Below are 19,796 nucleotides of genomic sequence, written 5' to 3' on the forward strand. Positions count from 1 at the left end.
TCGGGAGTACCTGAGCTACCCGCTGGCCCTGTTCGGTGCGATGGTCGGATGCTCGGGCCGCGGCGACCGGTGACACCGCCCGGGCCCACGCGCCCGGCAGTTCCCCGATCAGTCCGACCCTCCTGGCGGCCGGAGCCCCGACACCACTGAAAACCTTCAGGCGTGCGCAGCGGAAGCAGGCAGGCCCTACTTCTTCTTGGTGCGCGTGGCACCACCACGCCCGCGCAGTGTGACGCCGGACTCGGACAGCACCCTGTGCACGAAGCCGTACGAGCGGCCGGTCGACTCGGCCAAGGCGCGAATGCTGGCGCCCTTCTCGTACTTCTTCTTCAGGTCAGCGGCCAGCTTGTCGCGCGTGTTGCCGGTGATCCGCGCGCCTTTCTTCAGGTCAGCCACGTCATCCGCCTTCCGAACCTGTAACTGAGGTCCTTGCAACCCCTGCCGAGCAATGATCGAACAGGTCGGCCAGGAACGCCAGGCGAGATCGAAAATTCCCTGCGATCGTCCCCCAGACGCACCAATGCCAACCCTTCGGCGACGCCTTGTATCGCTGGTGGAGTTGTCCGCGTAAGGGTGATTCTCAAGCCAGCTGAACAAGTTCGAGATAGTCGGCGGACCAGTGATCTTCGGTGCCGTCCGGCAGAAGGATCACCCGCTCGGGCTCAAGTGCCTCCACCGCACCGGGGTCATGGGTAACCAGCACGACGGCGCCGGAGTAGCGGCGCAGCGCGTCGAGCACCCGTTCCCGGCTGGCCGGGTCGAGGTTGTTGGTGGGTTCGTCGAGCAGCAGCACGTTGGCCGCTCCGCAGACCAGTCCGGCCAGCGCCAGCCGGGTCTTCTCGCCGCCGGAAAGGGTGCCGGCCACCTGGTCGAGCTGCTCGCCGCTGAACAGGAACGTGCCGAGCAGCGAACGCAGTTGTTGCTCGGGCGTGTCCGGAGCGGCGTGCCGCACGTTGGCCCACACGCTCGCGTCGTGGTCGAGCGTCTCGTGCTCCTGGGCGTAGTAACCGATCCGAAGCCCGTGCCCGGGAACCACGGAACCGGCGTCGGGTGGCTCCATTCCGCCGAGCAGCCGCAACAACGTCGTTTTGCCCGCCCCGTTCAGGCCGAGCACGACGACCCGGGATCCCTTGTCGATGGCCAGATCGACCCCGGTGAAGACCTCGAGCGAACCGTAGCTCTTGCTCAGTCCTTCTGCGGTGAGCGGAGTTTTACCGCACGGCGCCGGTTCCGGGAACCGGATCTTGGCCACCTTGTCGGCCTGGCGGACCTGATCGAGCCCACTAAGCAGCCGCTCGGCCCGGCGCGCCATGTTCTGCGCGGCCACCGCCTTGGTGGCCTTGGCACGCATCTTGTCGGCCTGGGCCATGAGCGCCGAGGCCTTCTTCTCGGCGTTGGCCCGCTCCCGCCTGCGGCGCTTCTCGTCGGCCGCGCGCGCGTCCAGGTAGCGCTGCCAGCCCATGTTGTAGAGGTCCACCTCGCCGCGCATCGCGTCCAGGAACCAGACCTTGTTGACCACCTCGGCGAGCAGGTCCACGTCGTGGCTGATCACCACGAGACCGCCGGCGTGCCCCTTGAGAAAACCACGCAGCCAGGTGATCGAGTCGGCGTCCAGGTGGTTGGTGGGCTCGTCGAGCAGCAGCACGGTGCTGCCGTCGGAGTCCGAGGCGCCGAACAGGATCCGGGCCAGCTCCACCCGCCGGCGCTGGCCACCGGACAGTGTGGACAGCGGCTGGGACAGCACCCGCTCGGCCAGCCCGAGGTTGGCACAGATCCGGGCCGCCGCGCTCTCCGCGGCGTAGCCGCCGAGGGCCGCGAACCGCTCCTCGAGGCGCCCGTAGCGGCGCACGGCGCTGTCCCGCCGGGCCCCGTCGACGTGCTCGGCCATCGCGCTCTGCGCCTTCTCCAGGTCGCGCAGCAGCTCGTCGAGGCCGCGGGCGGAGAGCACCCGGTCCTTGGCGGTGACGTCCAGGTTGCCCTCGCGCGGGTCCTGCGGCAGGTAGCCGAGCGGACTGGACCGGCGCAGCGCCCCGGCGTAGGGCTCGCCCTCGCCGGCCAGCACCCGCAGGGTCGTGGTCTTGCCGGCGCCGTTGCGGCCGACCAGCCCGATCCGGTCGCCGGGCTGAACCCGCAGCGTGGCGTCGGACAGCAGGATGCGCGAGCCGGCGCGCAGCTCCATGTCGGTTGCGGTGATCACTGAGATGACTCCCCAAGTGGCTGGTCGTGAACAGGGGTCAGCGGCTCGCCTGCCGTGACCGGCGAGCTGACCGGCGACCTAGTCCATCCGAACGACCACCAGGCCAGTCTACGGGTGACGTACAACGCTTTGCCGGAGGCTCGCTCCTAAGCGACCGCTTAGCTAGAGTGCGGGCCATGACACAGGACCTCAGCGGCAGGACCGCGCTCGTCACCGGTGCCAGCCGGGGCATCGGCTACGCGATCGCGGTCGAGCTGGTGCGCGCGGGCGCGGCCGTCACCATCATGTCCCGCAAGGCGGAGGACATCGCGGCGGCCGGCGAGCAGCTGGCCAAGGAGGCCGACGGCGCCCGGGTGCTGGCCATCGCCGGGAACGCCGGCCGGGACGAGGACCGGGCCGAGATCACGCGCCGCACCCTGGAGACCTTCGGCAGCCTGGACATCCTGGTCAACAACACCGGGATCAACCCGGTGTACGGGCCGCTGGTGGACGCCGACCTGGCCGCGGTGCGGAAGATCTTCGACACCAACGTGGTCGCCGCGCTGGGCTTCGTGCAGCTCGCGGTGAAGGGGTGGATGGCCGAGCACGGCGGCAGCATCGTCAACGTCTCGTCGGTCGGCGGGCTGCGCTCCACCGGGGTGATCGGCGCCTACGGGGCGAGCAAGGCGGCGATGAACCACCTGACCATGGAGCTGGCCTGGCAGCTCGGCCCGAAGATCCGGGTCAACGGGGTGGCCCCGGCCACGGTCAAGACGCGGTTCGCCGAGGCGCTCTACGCCGAGCGGGAGGAGGAGGCCGCGGCGGCCTACCCGATGAAGCGGCTGGGCACTCCCGAGGACGTGGCCAAGCTGGTGACCTTCCTGGTGTCCGACGAGGCGTCCTGGATCACCGGCGAGACCGTGCGGATCGACGGCGGGCTGCTCGCCACGGGAACGCTGGGCTGAGTCGGCCCCGCCGGCCGGAGCCGGCGGGGCCGCGGGTGGAACCGCTCGACCGGTCAGCCCGGCTGCGTGGGCTGCGTCGGTTGAGTGGGCTGGGTGGGTTGCGGGGCCTGCCGGTCACCGCCCGGCGCCTCCGGCAGCTGACCACGGTTCGGCGGCACCAGCCGCTCACCGCGCTCCGGCGGGACCGGCCGCTCGCGGAACTCCCGGAAGCCGGGCCCGCGCTGACCGTCGTCGAACCGGACCATGCCGGGGCGGCCCCGTGGCCCGTCGTCGTCGGCCGCCACGCCGATGAAGTAACCGGCCACGCCGCCGACGACCAGCAGCGCCGCGCCGATCCCCGCGGCAACCGGCGCACGCAGGACGCGCGCCGGCCGCCTCGGAGCGGCAGGTGGGGTGGGTGCAACCGGCGGGGGTGCCTGCGCCGCGACCGGCGGCTGCTCCGGCGCCGGGGGCACCGGTTGGGCCGGCTGATCCGTCGGAGGCGCCTGGCCGGAATGCGCAGCGGGCGCGTGCTGCTCGGTCCGGTCAGGCGCCTCCGCCCCCGACTCCCCCGACCGCACAGACTCCCCGGGCTGATCCGGCTGGGGGACGTTGGTCTCGCTCATGCCGTCAGTCTTGCCCCGGATCCTGAGAGTCCGCTGAGCCTGACCTGTGCTTTTCCCGCACGATGATCTCCACGCACCGGGCCCGGCGGGCGGCCTCGTCGAGCACCGCCCGGCGCGGATCGCCGACGTCCAGCACCCGGGACGCGGCCAGGGCGAACACGTCGGCCAGCCGCGGGTCGGCGTGCAGCCCGGCCAGGGCCCGCGCCTCGCCGCCGAGCACCACCGCGGCCAGCTCGGCGACCCGGGGGGCCAGCACCTCGACCGCGTCCTGCGCGGCCGCCCGCAGCGCGTCGCGGGCCTGCCCGGCGCGGCGCCGGGCGAACCGCCGCTGCGACCAGCCGCCGGCGGCGCTGCGCCCCTGCACCAGCCGGCGGTCGGTGCGGGACACCTCGATCCGCCCGTCATAGGCGATCCCGACGCTGTGCCCGCCGCGGCGCACCAGCAGCAGGCCGATCCGCCGGGGCCGCAGCAGGTGCAGGGCCAGCACGTCGACGGCCAGCCGCGGGTCGTCCGGCGGGACCAGCGGGGCGAACGGGACGGCGACGGTGGCGGTGGCGCCGTCGGTGGCGGTCACCCGCACCAGCTCGGGGTCGACCTCGCGGTCGGCCACGCCGCCGTGCCGCTCGGCGAACCGGGCGAACCAGCCGGTCACCCGCTCCGGCTCCACCTCCACCGCCTGCCCGCCCCCGGCTACGGCCCGAACCTTCACAGCACAAAGGCGTCGGACCAGGGTTGGCTGGTCCGGCCGGAGAGGGCGTCGAGCAGGGTGGTGGCCTGGCTGTCGGTGAGCGAGGCGACGAAGTCGATCACGGCCCGGCCGTGCGCCAGCTCGCGCAGCGCGGCGCCGGAGGGGATCTCGCCGGTGGCGCCGATCAGGGCCTGCGGCGCGGCCGCCGCCAGCCCGGCGTACTCGGCCTCGGCGAGCGCGGCCAGGTCGTGCAGCCGGCGCGGCAGCCGGTCGGCCTCGTCCCGGTCGCCGAGCCACTGGTCCAGCGCCTCGACCAGCCGGGTGAGCAGCCGCGCCTGGCCGCGCTGGTGCAGCGCCAGGTCCGGGCGCAGCAGCACGAACCGCTTGTGCACGAACTTCAGCACCTGCACCTCGTGCCACCGGGCCGGGGCCAGCAACACATGCCCGGACCGGGTCGGCGGGTCCAGCACCACCCCGATGCCGTCGACCAGCCGGGCGGTCCACCGCGCGGAGAACCGCCCGATCGCCTGCTCCGCCTCGACCGAGCCGTCGAACGGCGTGGCCAGCAGCTCGTCGACCAGCTCCGCGCGCACCGTGGCCACCGCGGCCACGAACGCCTCGTCGTCGGCCACCCACGCGTCCCGCCGGTGCAGCCTGCGGCGCAGCGCCTCCAGCGAACGGCCCGGCCGGCGGGCCTGTGCGGCCAGCTCCGCGTCGGACAGCTCCGCGAGCTCGAGCGCGTGCGCCAGCCACCGGCTCAGCTCGGCGGCCACCGCAGCGTGCTGCAGCACCCCGATCCGGTGGAAGTCCTCCAGGTCGTGGATGGCGTAGGCGATGTCGTCCGCGGTGTCCATCACGGCCGCCTCGACGGTCTGCTGCCAGCCGGCGATCCGCCCGGCGAACGGCTCCCGTGCGGCGACCATGTCGTCCAGCTCGGTCACGTAGGCGGAGAACTTGCTCGACCCGGAGCCCGGCTCGTCCGGCGGCTCGGCGGCGCCGCGCGGCGGCACCGGCATGGTCCGCGGGTGCGGCCGCGGATAGGACAGCCGGGTCCACGGGTACTTGAGCATCGCCGCCCGCACCGCGGCGGTCAGGTCCAGCCCGCGGCCGTCCGGCCCCCTGGTGTCGGTCTCGGTGACGATCCGGAAGCTCTGCGCGTTGCCCTCGAACCCGTCCGGCAGCTGGAACCGGCGCCGCGCCAGCCGGTCGAGCACGCGCTCGCCGAGGTGGCCGAACGGCGGGTGACCGAGGTCGTGCGCCAGCGCCGCGGCCTCCACCACGTCCGGGTCGCAGCCGCCGAGCTTGTCCAGTACCGGCCCGGCCTCCGCGCTGCCGGCGATCCGCTCCACGATCCCGCGGGCCACCATGGCGACCTTGAGGCTGTGCGTCAGCCGGTTGTGCAGCAGCCCGGATCCGCTGGCGCTGACCACCTGGGTGACGCCGCCGAGCCGGGCGAAGAACGGCGAGGCGACGATCCGGTCCCGGTCGGCCCGGTACGGGCTGGCCGCGAGTTCGGCCGGCGCACCGGCCGCTGCCGAGCGCCGCGCCTCCCTGCGGTCGACGAGATCACCAGCCATGCCAGCGACCCTAACCCGGCCGTGTTGGGATCGTCGGGTGACCGACGTGCTGGTGGCCGGCGCCGGACCGGCCGGATGGGCGGCGGCCGCCGCGTGCGCGCGGCACGGGCTGGAAACCGTGCTGGTCGACCCCGACCCACACGCCCGGTGGCCGGCGACCTACGGCCTGTGGGCCGACGAGTGCGCCCTGCTGCCGGACGGCAGCCGGTGGGTCGCCGCGCCGGCCCGGGCGTTCGCGCTGTCCGAGCACCGGCTGGCGCGCGACTACGCGGTGCTGGACAACGAGTCGGTGCGCACCGCGCTGGCCGGGGCGCCGGTGCGGGTGGTGCGTGGGCGGGCGGTGGCGGCGCTCGGCGGGCCGCGCGGGGTCACCGTCCGGCTGGCCGCTGGCGGGCTGCTGGCTGCGGCCGTGGTGGTCGACGCGACCGGTGCCCGGCGGGTGCTCTCCGGCGGCCCGGCGCCGGGTCCGCGGGCCGAGCAGACCGCCTACGGAGTGGTGCTGCCGGACCGGGCGGACGAGGCCGTGTTCATGGACTGGCGGCCGGCGCCGGGGTTCGGCGCCGGCAGCTTCCGCTACGCCGTGCCGCTGCCGGGCGGCGCGACGCTGGTGGAGGAGACCTCGCTGGCCAGCCGGCCGGGCCTGGACCCGGCCCGGCTGCGCGACCGGCTGGCCGCGCGCGGGATCGCGGCCGGCGCCGGCCGCATCGAGCGGGTGCGCATCCCGGTCGACCTGCCGGTGCCGGCCGGGCGGCCCGGGGTGGTCGCGTTCGGTGCCGCCGCGGCGCTGGTCCACCCCGCCACCGGGTACAGCGTGGCGGACACCTTCCGGCTGGCTCCGCGGCTGGCCGGGGCGATCGGTGCGGCGCTGCCGCGCGGCCCGCACGCCGCGCTGCGGGCCGGCCGGCACGCGCTCTGGCCGCCGGCCGCCCGGGCCGTGCACGCGTTGCGCCGCCGGGGTCTCGCGGTGCTGCTGCGCCTGCCGCCGCACCGGGTGCCGGCGTTCTTCGAGCTGTTCTTCGGACTGCCGGCCGAGTTGCAGCGCGGCTACCTCGGCGAACGGGAGGACGTGCGGCTGACCGCGGCGGCGATGACCGAAATGTTCCGGATGGCGGACCGGTCAATGCGGGTGGCCATTGGGCGGTCTGCGCTGATCGTGTGAAATAGCGCTGGGCCGATGAGGTGAACATCGGAAACGTCTGCAAACAATTGGTGAGCCGCCCTGCCGTTTTGGCCACAAACTGGGCACGATGCGGTGTGTGGCCGGTGTGCCAGGGGTTAGTTTTGCGTTCCAACCGTTGCTGAGTACCCGCACGGGACACGCGGTCGCCGTCGAGGCGCTCGCGCGGCCGCATTCCGGCACCGTCTACGACCTTCTGATCGAAGCCGGCCAACAGGGTCAGCTCACCTCGGCCGACGTCGCGCTGGCGACCAGCGCGATGCTGGCCGGCACCGAGCCGGGTCACCGGCTGCCGCTGCACATCAACCTGCTGGCCAGCACGGCGGCCAGGGGCGAGCAGCTGATGCGGTACTTCGACGCCGCGCTGACCCAGGCCGGCCGCAGCCCCGACGAGATCACGCTGGAGATCACCCCGCCGTTCTGCCGGGTGCCCCGGCCCGACCTGGTGCACGGGCTGGAAGCGTTGCGGCGGCAGGGGTTCCGGATCGCCTTCGACGCGGTGGGCCAGGGCGACCTGCCGCTGACCCTGCTGATGGACCTGCGGCCGGACCTGATCAAGATCGACCCGCGGCTGCTCGCCGGGGTGCCCGGGGACGCCGTCGCCACCGCGCTGGTCGAGTCGGTCGCCGGCCTGGCCATGCGGATGGGCCTGCACGTGGCCGCCGTCGGCGTGGAGAACCCGGATCAGCTGACCACCGTGTGCCGGCTGGGTATCCGGTTCGCCCAGGGCAACCTGATCGCCGCGCCGGCCGCGCACCCGACCAGTTCGGTGCGGCTGCCCGCCGAGGCGATCGCGGCGACCGACCCGGATCCCACGCCGGTGCTCACCGAACTGCTGCGCACGGCGTTGACGCTGCCCGAGTCGGCCACCATCGAGCAGGTGCGTGACGTGCTGGTGCGCAACAAGGAGGCCGGCAGCGTGGTGCTGCTCGACCAGGACTACCGGCCGCGCGCCATGGTGGACCGCAACCGGTTTCTGCTCGCGGTCGGCGGGCCGCACGGCCACATCCAACACGCCAAGCGGCCGGTGCTGCGGCAGGCCGACCCGCCGCGGTTGGTGCGCGGCGACGCCAGCGCGCTCGAACTGCTCGAGCTGTTCGGCACCGCGGACCGGGACCGCACCGGCGACGACGTCGTGGTGGTCGACGACGCCGGCCGGTGCGCCGGGGTGGTGCGGCTGGCCGAGATGGTGCGGGTGGTCGCGGCCACCAAGGTGGAGCGGGCGGCCGCGGTCAACCCGATCACGGGCCTGCCCGGCAGCGACCAGATGGTCAAGGAGATCGAGCGCCGGATCGCCCGGGGCACGATGTTCGTGGTCGCCTGGCTGGACGTGGACTCGTTCCGGACCGTCAACGACACCGTCGGCCTGGCCGCGGGCGACGAGCTGATCCGGGCGATCGGCGGCGCGCTCGCCGAGGCCGCGGCCGGAATGCCGGGGATCCGGGTCGGGCACGTCGGCGGGGACAACTTCCTCGCGGTCACCGACCTTGACGAGATCGCCGCGCTGGCCGAGCAGCTCGTCGATCCACTGTGGACCGTGGCCGGGATCTCGGTGAGCGTGTCGCTGGCCGCGCTGGTGTGCACCGCCGATGCCGTGCGGTCCTACCGGGACGCGGCCAGACTCCTTGCCCCGCTGAAGAAACAGGCCAAGGCGGTGCCCGGGTCGAGCTGGGTGCTCGGCCGCCCCGGCTCGGACCGGGTGGAGGTGCTGCGCGGCCGGGCCCGGGTGCCAAGGGCGGTCAGCTGAGCACCGCGCCGAGCGCCCCGATCGCCGCCGCCAACTGCTCGTCGGCCAGGTAGGGAGCCGGGCCGAAGCGTAGGAAGTCCCCCCGGCTGTCGGTGGAGACACCCCGCTGCGCCAGGGCCGCGCACAGCGCCGCGGCCCGCGACGAGCGCAGCGCCAGGAAGCCGCCGAACTCCGACCGGGGCGTGTCGCGGTCCCTGGTGACCACCTCGTCCGGCGCGCCCAGCGCGTCGAACTCGTTGGCCAGCAAGGTGGTCTGCCGCTGGGAGAGCTCGCGCAGCGCCGCGGCGGACAGGCCCTGCTCGGTGAAGAACCGGAACACCCGGGCGGCGCGGTAGTGGCTGGTGGGGTCGTAGGTGGCGCCGGCGAACCGGTCGCCGCCGGGCGCGTAGCCGATCCGGTCCGGTGTGGACTCCCCGGACAGGTCCTCGAACTCGGCGAACCATCCGGTGAGCACCGGGCGCAGCGCCGCGGCGTGCCCGGGCAACCGCAGGAAGCAGTTGCCCTCGCCCAGTTGCAGATACTTGTAGCCGCCACCGGTGACCCAGGCGCCGGCCAGGCCCTGACCTGGCACGGAGAACGGGACCACGCCGAGCGCGTGGTAGGCGTCCACCAGCAGCTCCACCTCGGCCTGCGCGCACTCGGCGGCCAGCCCGCCGAGCCCGGGCACGATCCGGGAGGTCTCGAACAGCACCGCGGAGACCAGCACCGCGCTGGTCCGCACGTCGATGGCCGCGGCGAGCCGCTCGGCCAGCGTGCCGACCGGCTCGGCGGGCACCCGCTCCACCTCGATGCCCGCCTCGGCCAACCGAGCCAGTTGGCGCCGCACGGTGTGGAACTCGCCGTCGGTGGTGACCAGGCGCGGCCGGCGACGCAGGTCCAGCGCGGACAGGAACCGGGTCACCAGGGCGTGCGTGTTGGTGTCCAGCGCCAGGTCGGCACCCGGCTCGTCGAGCAGCAGCCGGAAGCCGTCCCGGACCGCGTCGGCCTTCGCGAAGGCCCGCGCCCACTTGGCGTCCACCGCCTCGGCGGCGTCGGCGAACGCCTCGAGCTGGCCTTGCTCCGCGACGTCCGGCCAGGCCTGATGGGAGTGCCCGGTGAGCAGCAGCCGGTCGGCCACCCGGAACCGGGTGTAGTGCCGGGCGAGCGGATTGGGCATCAGAGCTCGCTCCGCACGGCCCACAGGTCTGGGAACATCGGTTGGAACAGCGTGCCGCGCAGGTAGGCGGCGCCGTCCGAACCGCCGGTGCCGGCCTTGCCGCCGATCGTGCGCTCCACCATCTTCACGTGCCGGTACCGCCACTCCTGCATGCCCTCGTCCAGGTCGACAAGCAGCTCGGCCACAGTGGACGGTCCGGAGTCGTCCCGGTACACCTCGAGCAGCACCCGCTGGACCTTCTCGGACGGCTCGACCGGCCGGGTGGGATCGCGGTCGGTGGGCACCGGATAACCCTGCACGGAAAGGTAGGTCAGGAACGAGTCGAAAAGGGACGGTCGGCGCATGGCCCGCTCGATCCGGTCCCGGGACGTGCTCTCCGGCGGGTAGTTCTCCAGCACGGACGGCTCCCGCCGGCCGAGCACCGCCTCCAGCTCGCGGAACTGGTAGGACTGGAAACCGCTGGATGCCTCGAGCCGGGCCCGGAAGCTGGTGAACTGGCGGGGCGTCATGGTCTCCAGCACGTCGATCTGCGCCACCACCACCTTGAGGATGGTCAGCGCCCGGCGCAGCGTGCGCACCGAGTGCGCGGTGTCCCCACTGGACAGTCGCTCCTGCAGGTGTCGCAGCTCGTGCAGCAGCTGCTTGAACCACAGCTCGTACACCTGGTGGATCACGATGAACAGCATCTCGTCGTGGTCGTCGGAGCGCGGGTGCTGCGCGGTGAGCACCTCGTCAAGGGCGAGATAGGACGTGTAGGTCAGCGCCGCTGCGTGCCGGTCGGTCATGGCGTGGTCACCTCGTCGAAGTAGCGCTGCGCCGCGGGCGCGAGCGCCGGGTAGAGATAGTGGAACAGCCGCACCGCCTCGGCCCGGTGGTGCGGGGCCGGCACCAGATCGGCCGGCAGCTCCGGGTCCACCGACGGGAAGTCCCGGAACGTGTGCACCAGGCGGGTGCGCAGCAGCAACGCGTGCCGGTCGTCCGGCACGCCCCGAGCGTACGGACGGAACTGCGCCACGAACGCGCGGTACCGCTCGGACAGGTCGTCCAGGTCCCACGCCCGGGGGATGAACGCGGCGAAGTCGACGGCGGTGGACGGCCGGCCGAGCAGCACGCCGACGTGCTCGGCCACGTCCAGCTCGGCGACCAGCGCGGCGATCTCCCGCTCCCGGTCGTGCGGGGCGATCCAGGTGCCGTCCTGCAGCGAGCCGAACCCGAGGAACCGCAGCCGGCGCACCAGCCGGGCGCGGGCGGTGCGCCGGTGCTCCGGGATGGCGTGCCAGAGCACGGTCCACCGGACCGGGCTGCGGGCCGTCCGGCCCATGGTGAAGATCCGCCGGTCGCCCTCGGCGAGCACGGACACGGTGCGCGGGGTGAGCGTGTAGTACACCAGCCGGCCGTCCTTGGTCCGGGCCAGCAGCTGCCGGGCGACCAGCCGGTTGAGCGCGACCCGGGCGGCGCCGGCCGAGAAGCCGAACTCGTCGAGCAGCCGGACCAGGCCGCCGGACCACACCTCGCGCTGGTGGCGCGGGTGAACGTGGGCGCCGAGCAGGGTCAGCACCAGGTCCTGCGGGGCCGGGTCGAACCCGTGCAACACGCCCGGGTCGGCGGCACCGTGCGGGGTCGCCACCCTCACCGTCATACCCGGCAGTTTAGTTGACGCTTCAGCGCGGTCAACCGTAAACTGTCCCAGATGAAGGTGGGCATCGGGCTTCCCAACACCATCCCCGGCACCGACGGCACCCTTCTGCTCGAGTGGGCCCGGCGCGCCGACGCCGGCCCGTTCTCTACCGTGGCAGTGCTCGACCGGGTTGTCTACGACAGCGTCGAGCCGTTCGTGGCCCTGGCCGGCGCGGCCGCGGTGACCGAGCGGGTCCGGCTGGCCACCATGATCGCCATCGGCCCGCTGCGCGCCCCGGCCATGCTCGCCAAGCAGGCGGCGTCGGTGGACGCGCTGGCCGGCGGCCGGCTCACCCTCGGCCTCGCGGTCGGCGCCCGGCGCGACGACTACGAGGCGGCCGGCATCGACCACCGCGGCCGGGGCGAGCGGCTCACCGAGCAGCTGGCCTACCTGCGCGGCGAGCTGGACGGCTCCGGCGTCGGCCCGGCCCGGCCCGGCATCGAGCTGCTGGTCGGCGGCGCCAGCGGGGCGGCGTTCGCCCGGATGGCCCGCTACGCCGACGGCTACGCGCACGGCGGCGGGCCGCCCCGGGCGTTCGGGTCGGCGGCCACCCGGGCGCTGGCGGCCTGGCGCGACCACGAGCGCCCGGGCCGGCCGCGGCTGTGGGGCCAGGGCTACTTCGCCTTCGCCGACCCCGACCGGGGCGGCGCCTACCTGCGCGACTACTACGCGTTCACCGGACCGTTCGCCGACAAGATCGCCGCCGGGAACCTGACCAGCGCCCGCGCGGTCAAGGACTTCGTGCGCGGCTACGAGGCCGAGGGCTGCGACGAGCTGATCCTGTTCCCCACCGTGGCGGACCTGGCCGAGCTCGACCGGCTGGCCGAGGTGCTGTCCACATGAGCGCCGACGCACTCCCTCCCGCGGAGGCGCCGTCATGAGCGCCGACGCACTCTTTCCCGCCGAGGCGCCATCATGAAGGTCTCGATCGTCGGGGCCGGGCCGGCCGGGCTGTACCTGGCCGTCCTGCTGAAGAAGGCCGACGCCGGCAACGAGATCACCGTGGTGGAGCGCAACGCCCCGGACGCCACCTTCGGCTGGGGCGTGGTGTTCTCCGAGGAGACGCTCGGCGCGCTGCGCGACGCGGACTACAAGACCTACGTGGAGATCACCGACTCGTTCGCCCGTTGGTCCACGGTGGACATCTGGTACCGGGGGGCGCGGATCCGCTCCGGCGGGAACCGGTTCTCCGCCATCAAACGCACACACCTGCTGGACATCCTGCAGCGCCGGTGCACCGAGCTGGGCGTGGACCTGCGGTTCGGTACCGAGGTGACCGAGCCGGACACCGGAGCCGACCTGCTGGTCGCCGCGGACGGGGCGAACAGCCTGCTGCGCCGGGCGGACGCGGACTCGTTCGGCACCACGGTCTCCCCGCAGGGCTGCAAGTACGTCTGGTTCGGCACCGACCTGGTGTTCGACGCGTTCACGTTCATCTTCACCGAGACCGAGCACGGGCTGTTCCAGGTACACGCCTACCCGTTCGACGAGCGCACCAGCACGTTCATCGTGGAGTGCCCGGAACCGACCTGGCGACGCGCCGGTCTGGACACGATGACCGAGCGGGAGAGCATCGCGTTCTGCGAGCGGCTGTTCGCCGAGCACCTCGGCCGGCATCGGCTGCTGTCCAACCGCTCGCTCTGGCTGAGCTTTCCGCTCGTGCGCAACACCAACTGGCACAAGGGAAACCTGGTGCTGATCGGCGACGCCGCGCATACCGCGCACTTCTCCATCGGGTCGGGCACCAAGCTCGCCATGGAGGACGCGATCGCCCTGGCCAACGCGTTCATCCGGCACCCGGACGACCGGGAGGCCGCGCTGGTCGACTACGAGCTGGAGCGGATGCCCGTCGTGGAGCGGTTCCAGCAGGCCGCCGGGGACAGCGCCGCGTACTTCGGCCGGGTCGGCGGCTACACCCGGCTGGAGCCGATCCAGTTCGCGGCCAACCTGCTCACCCGCAGCGGCCGGATCAGCCACGCCAACCTGACCCAGCGCGACCCGGACTTCGCCCGGGTGCTCGACGCGTGGTTCGCCGGTGCCGCGACGCCGGGGGCGATCGCGCCGCCGCCGGCGTTCGTGCCGCTGGAGATCGGCCGGACCCGCACCCGCAACCGGGTGGTCCGGCTGGCGTCCACCGTGGACGATCTGGTGCCGGAGGCGGCCAGCGGGGCGGGCCTGGTGCTCACCGGGCTGGTCGCGGTCACGCCGGACGGCCGGGTCTCGCCGGACGAGCCGACCATCGACGCGCCGTGGGCCCCGGTGGTGGACAAGGTGCACGCCGCCGGGGCGCTCGCCGGGCTGCGGCTCGGGCATGCCGGACGGCGCGGCGCCACCCGGCCGCGCGCCGCCGGGCTGGACGTGCCGCTCGCCGCAGGCGGCTGGCCGCTGCTGGCCGCCTCGGCGCTGCGCTACGGGCCGTTCGGGCCGGTGCCGAGGGCTATGGACGCCGCCGACCTGGACCGGGTGCGAGCCGCGTTCGCCGAGGCCGCCGAGCGGGCCGCGGCGGCCGGGTTCGACGCGCTGGAGCTGGACATGGCCGACGGCTACCTGCTGGCCGGCTTCCTGTCCCCGCTGACCAACCGGCGCACCGACGAGTGGGGCGGCTCGCCGGGCAACCGGGCCCGCTACCCGCTGTCCGTACTCGACGCGGTCCGGGCGGTGTGGCCGGACGACCGGCTGCTCGCGGTCCGGCTCACCGTCACCGACTGGGCGCGCGGCGGGCTCACCGTGGCCGACGGCGTCGAGCTGGCCCGCCAGGTGGCCGGGCACGGCGCGCAGCTGGTGCACGTCCGGGCCGGACAGACGGTGCTCGGCGGCCGCCCGGAGTACCGGCGCGGGTTCCTCACCACGCTGTCCGACCGGGTCCGCAACGAGGCCGGGGTGCCCACCCTGGTCGCCGGCCACCTCACCACGCTCGACGAGGTCGACACGATCGTCGCCGCCGGCCGCGCCGACCTGTGCGTGCTGGACCTGCCGAGCACCGAGCTGGAACGGACGGTGCTTTCCCCATGAGCGGGAGCGAACCATCCAACGCCGTGACCATCCATTTCGCCGATCTCACCTCACCGCAGGCCGGAGAGCTGCTTTCCGGACCGCGGGTTCCGGTGCTGCTGCTGCCGGTGGGCGCGGTGGAGCCGCACGGTCCGCACGGCCCGCTCGGCACCGACGGTCTGATCTCGGCCGGGATCTGCGAGCGGGCCGCGCGGGCGCTCGCGGACGACCCCGAGCTGCGGGTGCTGATCCTGCCCGGGCTGCCCTACGGGGTGACCCGGTTCGCCGCCGCGTTCCCCGGCGCCGTCTCGGTCACCGCGCCGACGCTCCGCGCGATCCTGCTGGACGTGTGCGAATCCCTTGCTGGGCAAGGATTCCGCCGGCTGGTCGTGGTGAACAACCACTTCGAGCCGGAGCACGTCACGGCCGTGCGCGCGGCGGTGGCCGAGGCCGGCGCCGGCTACCTGGACCTGCTGCGCCGGGCCAACGCCGCGCGGCTGACCGAGGAGTTCCGGTCCTCGTCGTGTCACGGCGGCCGGTACGAGACCTCCCTGGTGCTGGCCGACCACCCGGAGCTGGTGGACCCGGCGGTCCTTTCGGCGCAGCCCGAGGTCCGGGTGGACATGGTCGCCGCGATGGCCGCCGGGCGGACCGACTTCGTGGCCATGGGCATGGACCGGGCCTACTGCGGCGCGCCGGCGCAGGCCACGGCGGCCGAGGGCCGGTCCACCTTCGACACGCTGACGGCGATGCTGGTCGAGGTCATCCGGGACGTCGCGAGGAGGCCGTGATGCTGCGCACCCAGGACATCCCCGAACGGTTCAACGTCACGTCCTACTTCGTCGACCGGCAGCTGGCCGAGGGACACGGCGACCGGACCGCGTTGATCACCGCGACCGGCCCGGTCGGCTACGCGGAGCTGGCCGGGCTGACCAACCGGGTCGGCAACGTGCTGCGCGAGCTAGGGGTGCGCCGGCGCGGCCAGCGGGTGCTGCTGGCGCTGTCCGACGGAGTGGAGTTCGTCGCGTCCTGGTACGCGGTGCAGAAGATCGGCGCGGTCACCGCCGAGGCCTACACCTACCTGCAACCCAAGGACTACCAGTACTTCCTGGAGTACACCCGCACCGAACTGGCCATCGTGGACACCGTGACGCTGGACCTGGTGCGGACCGCGCTCACCGGCACGCGGCGCGCGGTGCAGCTGCTGGTGGTCGGCGCGGACGGCGTCGAGTTACGGGACAACGAGCACGATTTCGCCGCGCTGGTCACGGCCGCACCGGACACCCTGGACGCGCACCCCACCGAGCGGGACGGCATCGCGATCTGGAAGTTCACCACCGGCAGCACCGGCGCACCCAAGGCCTGCGTGCTGCCGGCCAGAGCGCCCCGGCTGAGCTTCGACTGGTACGCCCGGGGGGTGCTGGACCTGCGGGCGGACGACGTGGTGCTGCCGGTGCCGAAGCTGTTCTTCGGCTACGCCCGCGATCTCGCCGCGCTGTTCCCGTTCGGCGTCGGCGCGGCCGGGATCGTGTTCCCGGAGCGCAGCACCACCGAGCGGATCTTCGCGCTGATCGCCGAGCACCGGCCGACGATCCTGGTCAACGTGCCGACCATGATGAGTGCCATGGTCGCCCACCCGGCCGCCGCCGAGCAGGACCTGAGCTGCCTGCGGCTGTGCACCTCGGCCGGCGAGGCCCTGCCCGCGGAGCTGTTGCGCAAGTGGGACCGCACGTTCGGCGTCGAGGTGGTGGAGGGCATCGGCTCGTCCGAGGCCTACCACATCTACATCTCCAACCGGCCCGGCGAGACCCGGCCGGGCAGCTGCGGGCGGGTGGTGCCCGGCTACGCCGCGCGGATCGTCGGCCTGGACGGCGCCGAGCTGCCCGACGGCGAGGTGGGCCTGCTCGAGGTCACCGGGGACACGGTCGCCTACGGCTACCAGGACGATCCGGACGCCAGCGACGAGACCTTCCACGGCAACACCGTGCGCTCCCGCGACCTGTTCACCCGGGAGGCCGACGGGTTCTTCCGGTACCGGGGGCGGTCCGACGACCTGATGAAGATCAGCGGCGTCTGGGTGGCACCGAGCGAGATCGAGGACTGCCTGATCGGCCACCCCGACGTGCTCGAATGCGCCGTGCTCGGCGGCGAGTTCGGCGGGCTGACCGTGCTGATCGGCTACGTCGTGCCGCGGCCCGGCGCGGACCCGACTCCGGCGGAGCTGCACGGGTACCTGCGGGACCGGCTGGCCGGGCACAAGTGTCCCAAGCGGTTCCGGTTCGTCGCCGATCTGCCGAGGACCACCAACGGAAAGCTGGACCGCCGCGCGCTGCGGGCCATGGTTGAACAGGAGAGCTCATGAGCCCGTTCCGGGCCTCCCCCGGCTTCACCGAGAGCTGGGATCACTTCGACTTCGCGGTGGCCGACGGGGTGGCCACGGTGACGCTGTCCCGGCCGGACAAGCTGAACGCGCTGACCTTCGACACCTACGCCGACCTGCGCGACCTGCTCGCCGAGCTGCCGCACCGGGGCGACGCGCGGGTGCTGGTGCTGACCGGCCAGGGCCGGGGGTTCTGCTCCGGCGGGGACGTCGAGGAGATCATCGGCGAGCTGCGGAAGATGGACCCGGCGCAGCTGCTGGAGTTCACCCGGATGACCGGGGCGGTGGTGAAGGCGCTGCGCGAGTGCCCGCTGCCGGTGATCGCCGCGGTGAACGGCGTGGCCGCCGGGGCCGGCTCGGTCATCGCGCTGGCCAGCGACTTCCGGCTGCTGGCCCGGTCGGCGTCGTTCGCCTTCCTGTTCACCCGGGTGGGTCTCGCCGGCGCCGACATGGGCTCGGCCTACCTGCTGCCCCGGCTGGTCGGCCTGGGCCGGGCGACGGAGCTGCTGGTGCTTGGCGATAGGGTGACCGCCGAGCGCGCCGTGGAGATCGGTCTGGCGACTCAGGTTGTGGACGACGGGGAGCTCTCCGGTGCGGCGGGGCGGCTGGCCCGGCGCCTGGCCGACGGACCGGCTCTTGCCTATTCCACGACGAAGGTGCTGCTCACCCGTGAGCTGGACATGGACCTGGGCAGCGCCATCGAGCTGGAGGCGATGACCCAGGCGCTGCTGATGAAGAGCGCCGACCACGCCGAGTTCTACGCGGCCTGGTCGCAAGGAAGGAGTCCACAGTGGACGGGGCGATGACTCCCCATCGGATTGTCCCGGTGCCGGAGCTGATGGAACCTGTCGGGTTCGCCCACGCCATCGTCGCCTCGCCCGGGCACACCGTGTACCTGGCCGGGCAGACCGCCCACGGCGACGACGGGGAAGTGCAGGGGACCACGCTGGTCGAGCAGTTCGACGCGGCGGCGTGGAACGTGATGACCGCGCTGCGCGCGGCCGGTGCCGAGCCCGGCCACCTGGTCTCGATGCTCATGTACGTCACCGACGTGGCCGAGTACCGGGCATCGCTGCGCGACCTGCTTCCGGTGTGGCGCAAGTACTTCGGCCGGTACTACCCGCCGGCCGCGCTGATCGGGGTGTCCGAGCTGGTCGACCCGGCAGCGAAGATCGAGCTGGTGTGCACCGCGGTGATCCCCGCGTGACCGAGTACTCGCACCTGCCGGAGGATCGGCGGGTGCGGCTCGAACGCACCGAAACCGTTGCGGTCAAGGAACTTGCGCCGCTGGCCGCGGCCGGCGCGCCGGGGGTGATCAACCGGCCGCTGCTGGCCGCGCTGGCCGGGCACGGGCTGCTCGGCCAGGTGTTCCGCCGGGACGGCGAGGATTTCCTGCCCACCTCGGCGATCGACCTGTGCCTGATCCGGGAGGGCCTGGCCCGGCACTGCACCGAGGCGGAGACCGCGCTGGCCGTGCAGGGCCTCGGCGCCTACCCGATCCTGCGCGCCGGCCGGCCCGAGGTGGTGCGGACCTGGCTGCCGCGCATCGCCGCCGGCGAGGCGGCCGCCGCGTTCGCGCTGACCGAGCCGGACGCCGGCTCCGACGTGGGATCGCTGGCCATGCGGGCGGAACCCGACCGTGGCGGGTTCCGGCTCTCCGGTGAGAAGGCGTTCATCTCCAACGCACCGGACGCGGACATCTACACCGTGTTCGCCCGCACCACACCGGGCGCCGGGTCGCGCGGGATCACCGCGTTCGCCGTGCCGCGGGACTCGGCCGGCCTGTCCGGCGAGCGGATCACCCTGGTCTCGCCGCACCCGATCGGCCGGCTGCGGTTCGACAACGTCTTCGTGCCGGGCACGCACCTGCTCGGCGAGCTCGACGGCGGCATGCGGGTGGCCATGCGGACGCTGGACCTGTTCCGGCCGAGTGTCGGCGCGTTCGCGGTCGGGATGGGTCAGGCGGCGCTGGACGCGGCGGTCGCGCACGCCGCCGCCCGGCCGGCGTTCGGCCGGCTGCTGCGCGACTTCCAGGCGGTCTCGCACCAACTCGCCGAGGTGGCCACCCGGCTGCACGCGGCCCGGCTGCTGGTGCACGACGCGGCCGCCGCCTACGACGCCGGCTCCGGGCGCACCGGCCACCTCTCGGCGATGGCCAAGCTGTTCGCCACCGAGACCGCGCAGTTCGCCGTGGACGTGGCGATCCAGGTGCACGGCGCCCGCGCGCTCGAGCACGGCCACCTGCTCGAGCACCTCTACCGCGAGGTGCGCGCGCCGCGCATCTACGAGGGCGCCACCGAGATCCAGCGGGAGATCATCGCCCGGCACCTGTTCGGCACCCGCTGACGGCCGAAATACCGTCCCGGCGCACGGTGGCGGCCGGGACACTGCGGGTCATGGACGGACAGATGCAGGTCGTCTACGAGCCGATCAACGCCGCCGTGCCGCAACTGAACAAGCAGGTGGGCGTGCTGGACAACGGGCACGGCACGCTGACCGCGCGGCAGGTACCCGCCGAGGCGTTCGCCCGGGTGGACGCCTCCGCGCAGGCCGCGTCGACCCACGCGAACACCGTCGCCGAGAACGCCCGGCTGCTCAAGGCCGCCGCCGGCCGGCTGGACGGCATCATCGGCGAGATGCGCGGCACCGTGACCGC

At 73.5% G+C, this 19,796-nt stretch carries 19 protein-coding genes; 11 read left to right on the top strand and 8 right to left on the bottom strand.

All coding sequences use genetic code 11. The features are described 5' to 3' along the window. Positions 1 to 186: 186 nt before the first annotated feature. Together VFV67_RS06990 and VFV67_RS06995 are read right to left on the bottom strand one after the other, a co-directional pair. On the bottom strand, positions 187 to 396 hold the full coding sequence (locus VFV67_RS06990) for a helix-turn-helix domain-containing protein (RefSeq protein WP_325160150.1): 210 nt from the start codon (positions 394 to 396) through the stop codon (positions 187 to 189). 184 nt (positions 397 to 580) lie between these two features. Then, positions 581 to 2,197: an ABC-F family ATP-binding cassette domain-containing protein gene (locus VFV67_RS06995; protein WP_326468149.1), complete on the bottom strand. Its 1,617-nt coding sequence runs from the start codon at positions 2,195 to 2,197 to the stop codon at positions 581 to 583. Positions 2,198 to 2,373: 176 nt separating this feature from the next. On the opposite strand from VFV67_RS06995, the gene VFV67_RS07000 reads away from it, so the two are divergent. Then, positions 2,374 to 3,141, top strand: coding sequence for an SDR family oxidoreductase (locus tag VFV67_RS07000; RefSeq protein WP_326468151.1), 768 nt, complete (start codon positions 2,374 to 2,376; stop codon positions 3,139 to 3,141). A 53-nt stretch (positions 3,142 to 3,194) separates the two neighbouring features. Here the strand turns inward: VFV67_RS07000 and VFV67_RS07005 are convergent, their stop codons facing one another. The 3 genes from VFV67_RS07005 to VFV67_RS07015 are packed head-to-tail and all read right to left on the bottom strand — an operon-like array spanning position 3,195 to position 6,011. Next, positions 3,195 to 3,746 carry a hypothetical protein gene (locus VFV67_RS07005; protein WP_326468152.1) on the bottom strand — a complete coding sequence of 184 codons (552 nt, stop codon included), beginning with the start codon at positions 3,744 to 3,746 and terminating at the stop codon, positions 3,195 to 3,197. Positions 3,747 to 3,750: 4 nt separating this feature from the next. Further along, positions 3,751 to 4,455, bottom strand: a complete 705-nt coding sequence (locus VFV67_RS07010; RefSeq protein ID WP_326468154.1) for an acVLRF1 family peptidyl-tRNA hydrolase — start codon at positions 4,453 to 4,455, stop codon at positions 3,751 to 3,753. Further along, the gene (locus VFV67_RS07015) at positions 4,452 to 6,011 is read right to left on the bottom strand and encodes a dGTP triphosphohydrolase (RefSeq protein ID WP_326468156.1); all 1,560 of its coding nucleotides are present in this window, start codon (positions 6,009 to 6,011) and stop codon (positions 4,452 to 4,454) included. The genes VFV67_RS07010 and VFV67_RS07015 overlap by 4 nt, the downstream gene beginning before the upstream one ends. 37 nt (positions 6,012 to 6,048) lie before the next feature. On the opposite strand from VFV67_RS07015, the gene VFV67_RS07020 reads away from it, so the two are divergent. Further along, a complete protein-coding gene (locus tag VFV67_RS07020) occupies positions 6,049 to 7,170 on the top strand; it encodes a lycopene cyclase family protein (protein ID WP_326468158.1) in 1,122 nt (373 codons plus the stop codon). An 88-nt stretch (positions 7,171 to 7,258) separates the two neighbouring features. After that, a complete protein-coding gene (locus tag VFV67_RS07025; RefSeq protein WP_326468160.1) occupies positions 7,259 to 8,935 on the top strand; it encodes a GGDEF domain-containing protein in 1,677 nt (558 codons plus the stop codon). On the opposite strand, the gene VFV67_RS07030 is transcribed toward VFV67_RS07025, so the two are convergent. Genes VFV67_RS07030 through VFV67_RS07040 form a run of 3 tightly spaced genes read right to left on the bottom strand, consistent with a single transcriptional unit; the run spans position 8,928 to position 11,730 of the window. After that, the gene (locus VFV67_RS07030; protein ID WP_326468161.1) at positions 8,928 to 10,091 is read right to left on the bottom strand and encodes a kynureninase; all 1,164 of its coding nucleotides are present in this window, start codon (positions 10,089 to 10,091) and stop codon (positions 8,928 to 8,930) included. The two genes, VFV67_RS07025 and VFV67_RS07030, sit on opposite strands and share 8 nt — an antisense overlap. Next, entirely contained in the window at positions 10,091 to 10,876 is a 786-nt protein-coding gene (locus VFV67_RS07035) for a tryptophan 2,3-dioxygenase (protein ID WP_326468162.1), read from the bottom strand. The genes VFV67_RS07030 and VFV67_RS07035 overlap by 1 nt, the downstream gene beginning before the upstream one ends. Further along, positions 10,873 to 11,730: a PaaX family transcriptional regulator C-terminal domain-containing protein gene (locus VFV67_RS07040; protein ID WP_326468163.1), complete on the bottom strand. Its 858-nt coding sequence runs from the start codon at positions 11,728 to 11,730 to the stop codon at positions 10,873 to 10,875. Before VFV67_RS07040 ends, VFV67_RS07035 begins: the two co-directional genes overlap by 4 nt. Positions 11,731 to 11,781: 51 nt before the next feature. On the opposite strand from VFV67_RS07040, the gene VFV67_RS07045 reads away from it, so the two are divergent. From VFV67_RS07045 to VFV67_RS07080, 8 genes are all read left to right on the top strand, one after another. Then, a complete protein-coding gene (locus VFV67_RS07045; RefSeq protein ID WP_326468165.1) occupies positions 11,782 to 12,612 on the top strand; it encodes an LLM class flavin-dependent oxidoreductase in 831 nt (276 codons plus the stop codon). A 72-nt stretch (positions 12,613 to 12,684) separates the two neighbouring features. Then, positions 12,685 to 14,781 carry an FAD-dependent monooxygenase gene (locus VFV67_RS07050; RefSeq protein WP_326468166.1) on the top strand — a complete coding sequence of 699 codons (2,097 nt, stop codon included), beginning with the start codon at positions 12,685 to 12,687 and terminating at the stop codon, positions 14,779 to 14,781. Beyond that, positions 14,778 to 15,551, top strand: a complete 774-nt coding sequence (locus VFV67_RS07055) for a creatininase family protein (RefSeq protein ID WP_326468167.1) — start codon at positions 14,778 to 14,780, stop codon at positions 15,549 to 15,551. Before VFV67_RS07050 ends, VFV67_RS07055 begins: the two co-directional genes overlap by 4 nt. After that, positions 15,551 to 17,122, top strand: coding sequence for a benzoate-CoA ligase family protein (locus VFV67_RS07060; protein ID WP_326468168.1), 1,572 nt, complete (start codon positions 15,551 to 15,553; stop codon positions 17,120 to 17,122). The genes VFV67_RS07055 and VFV67_RS07060 overlap by 1 nt, the downstream gene beginning before the upstream one ends. Beyond that, positions 17,119 to 17,946: an enoyl-CoA hydratase family protein gene (locus VFV67_RS07065; protein WP_326468169.1), complete on the top strand. Its 828-nt coding sequence runs from the start codon at positions 17,119 to 17,121 to the stop codon at positions 17,944 to 17,946. Before VFV67_RS07060 ends, VFV67_RS07065 begins: the two co-directional genes overlap by 4 nt. A 20-nt stretch (positions 17,947 to 17,966) precedes the next feature. Beyond that, positions 17,967 to 18,347: a RidA family protein gene (locus VFV67_RS07070; protein WP_326468170.1), complete on the top strand. Its 381-nt coding sequence runs from the start codon at positions 17,967 to 17,969 to the stop codon at positions 18,345 to 18,347. Next, positions 18,344 to 19,486, top strand: coding sequence for an acyl-CoA dehydrogenase family protein (locus VFV67_RS07075; protein WP_414636192.1), 1,143 nt, complete (start codon positions 18,344 to 18,346; stop codon positions 19,484 to 19,486). The genes VFV67_RS07070 and VFV67_RS07075 overlap by 4 nt, the downstream gene beginning before the upstream one ends. A 50-nt stretch (positions 19,487 to 19,536) precedes the next feature. Continuing rightward, a partial coding sequence (locus VFV67_RS07080) for a hypothetical protein (protein WP_326468171.1) occupies positions 19,537 to 19,796 on the top strand: 260 nt, incomplete at its 3' end.

The sequence above is a fragment of the Actinophytocola sp. genome (genome assembly GCF_035762905.1).
In the GTDB taxonomy this organism is placed as follows: Bacteria; Actinomycetota; Actinomycetes; order Mycobacteriales; family Pseudonocardiaceae; genus DASYTH01.

What these genes read in the sequence shown, in the direction of transcription:
- VFV67_RS07000 (WP_326468151.1), top strand. Translation starts at nt 2,374, where the DNA reads ATGACACAGGACCTCAGCGGCAGGACCGCGCTCGTCACCGGTGCCAGC.
- VFV67_RS07005 (WP_326468152.1), bottom strand. Translation starts at nt 3,746, where the DNA reads ATGAGCGAGACCAACGTCCCCCAGCCGGATCAGCCCGGGGAGTCTGTG.
- VFV67_RS07015 (WP_326468156.1), bottom strand. Translation starts at nt 6,011, where the DNA reads ATGGCTGGTGATCTCGTCGACCGCAGGGAGGCGCGGCGCTCGGCAGCG.
- VFV67_RS07025 (WP_326468160.1), top strand. Translation starts at nt 7,259, where the DNA reads ATGCGGTGTGTGGCCGGTGTGCCAGGGGTTAGTTTTGCGTTCCAACCG.
- VFV67_RS07030 (WP_326468161.1), bottom strand. Translation starts at nt 10,091, where the DNA reads ATGCCCAATCCGCTCGCCCGGCACTACACCCGGTTCCGGGTGGCCGAC.
- VFV67_RS07035 (WP_326468162.1), bottom strand. Translation starts at nt 10,876, where the DNA reads ATGACCGACCGGCACGCAGCGGCGCTGACCTACACGTCCTATCTCGCC.
- VFV67_RS07040 (WP_326468163.1), bottom strand. Translation starts at nt 11,730, where the DNA reads ATGACGGTGAGGGTGGCGACCCCGCACGGTGCCGCCGACCCGGGCGTG.
- VFV67_RS07045 (WP_326468165.1), top strand. Translation starts at nt 11,782, where the DNA reads ATGAAGGTGGGCATCGGGCTTCCCAACACCATCCCCGGCACCGACGGC.
- VFV67_RS07050 (WP_326468166.1), top strand. Translation starts at nt 12,685, where the DNA reads ATGAAGGTCTCGATCGTCGGGGCCGGGCCGGCCGGGCTGTACCTGGCC.
- VFV67_RS07055 (WP_326468167.1), top strand. Translation starts at nt 14,778, where the DNA reads ATGAGCGGGAGCGAACCATCCAACGCCGTGACCATCCATTTCGCCGAT.
- VFV67_RS07060 (WP_326468168.1), top strand. Translation starts at nt 15,551, where the DNA reads ATGCTGCGCACCCAGGACATCCCCGAACGGTTCAACGTCACGTCCTAC.
- VFV67_RS07065 (WP_326468169.1), top strand. Translation starts at nt 17,119, where the DNA reads ATGAGCCCGTTCCGGGCCTCCCCCGGCTTCACCGAGAGCTGGGATCAC.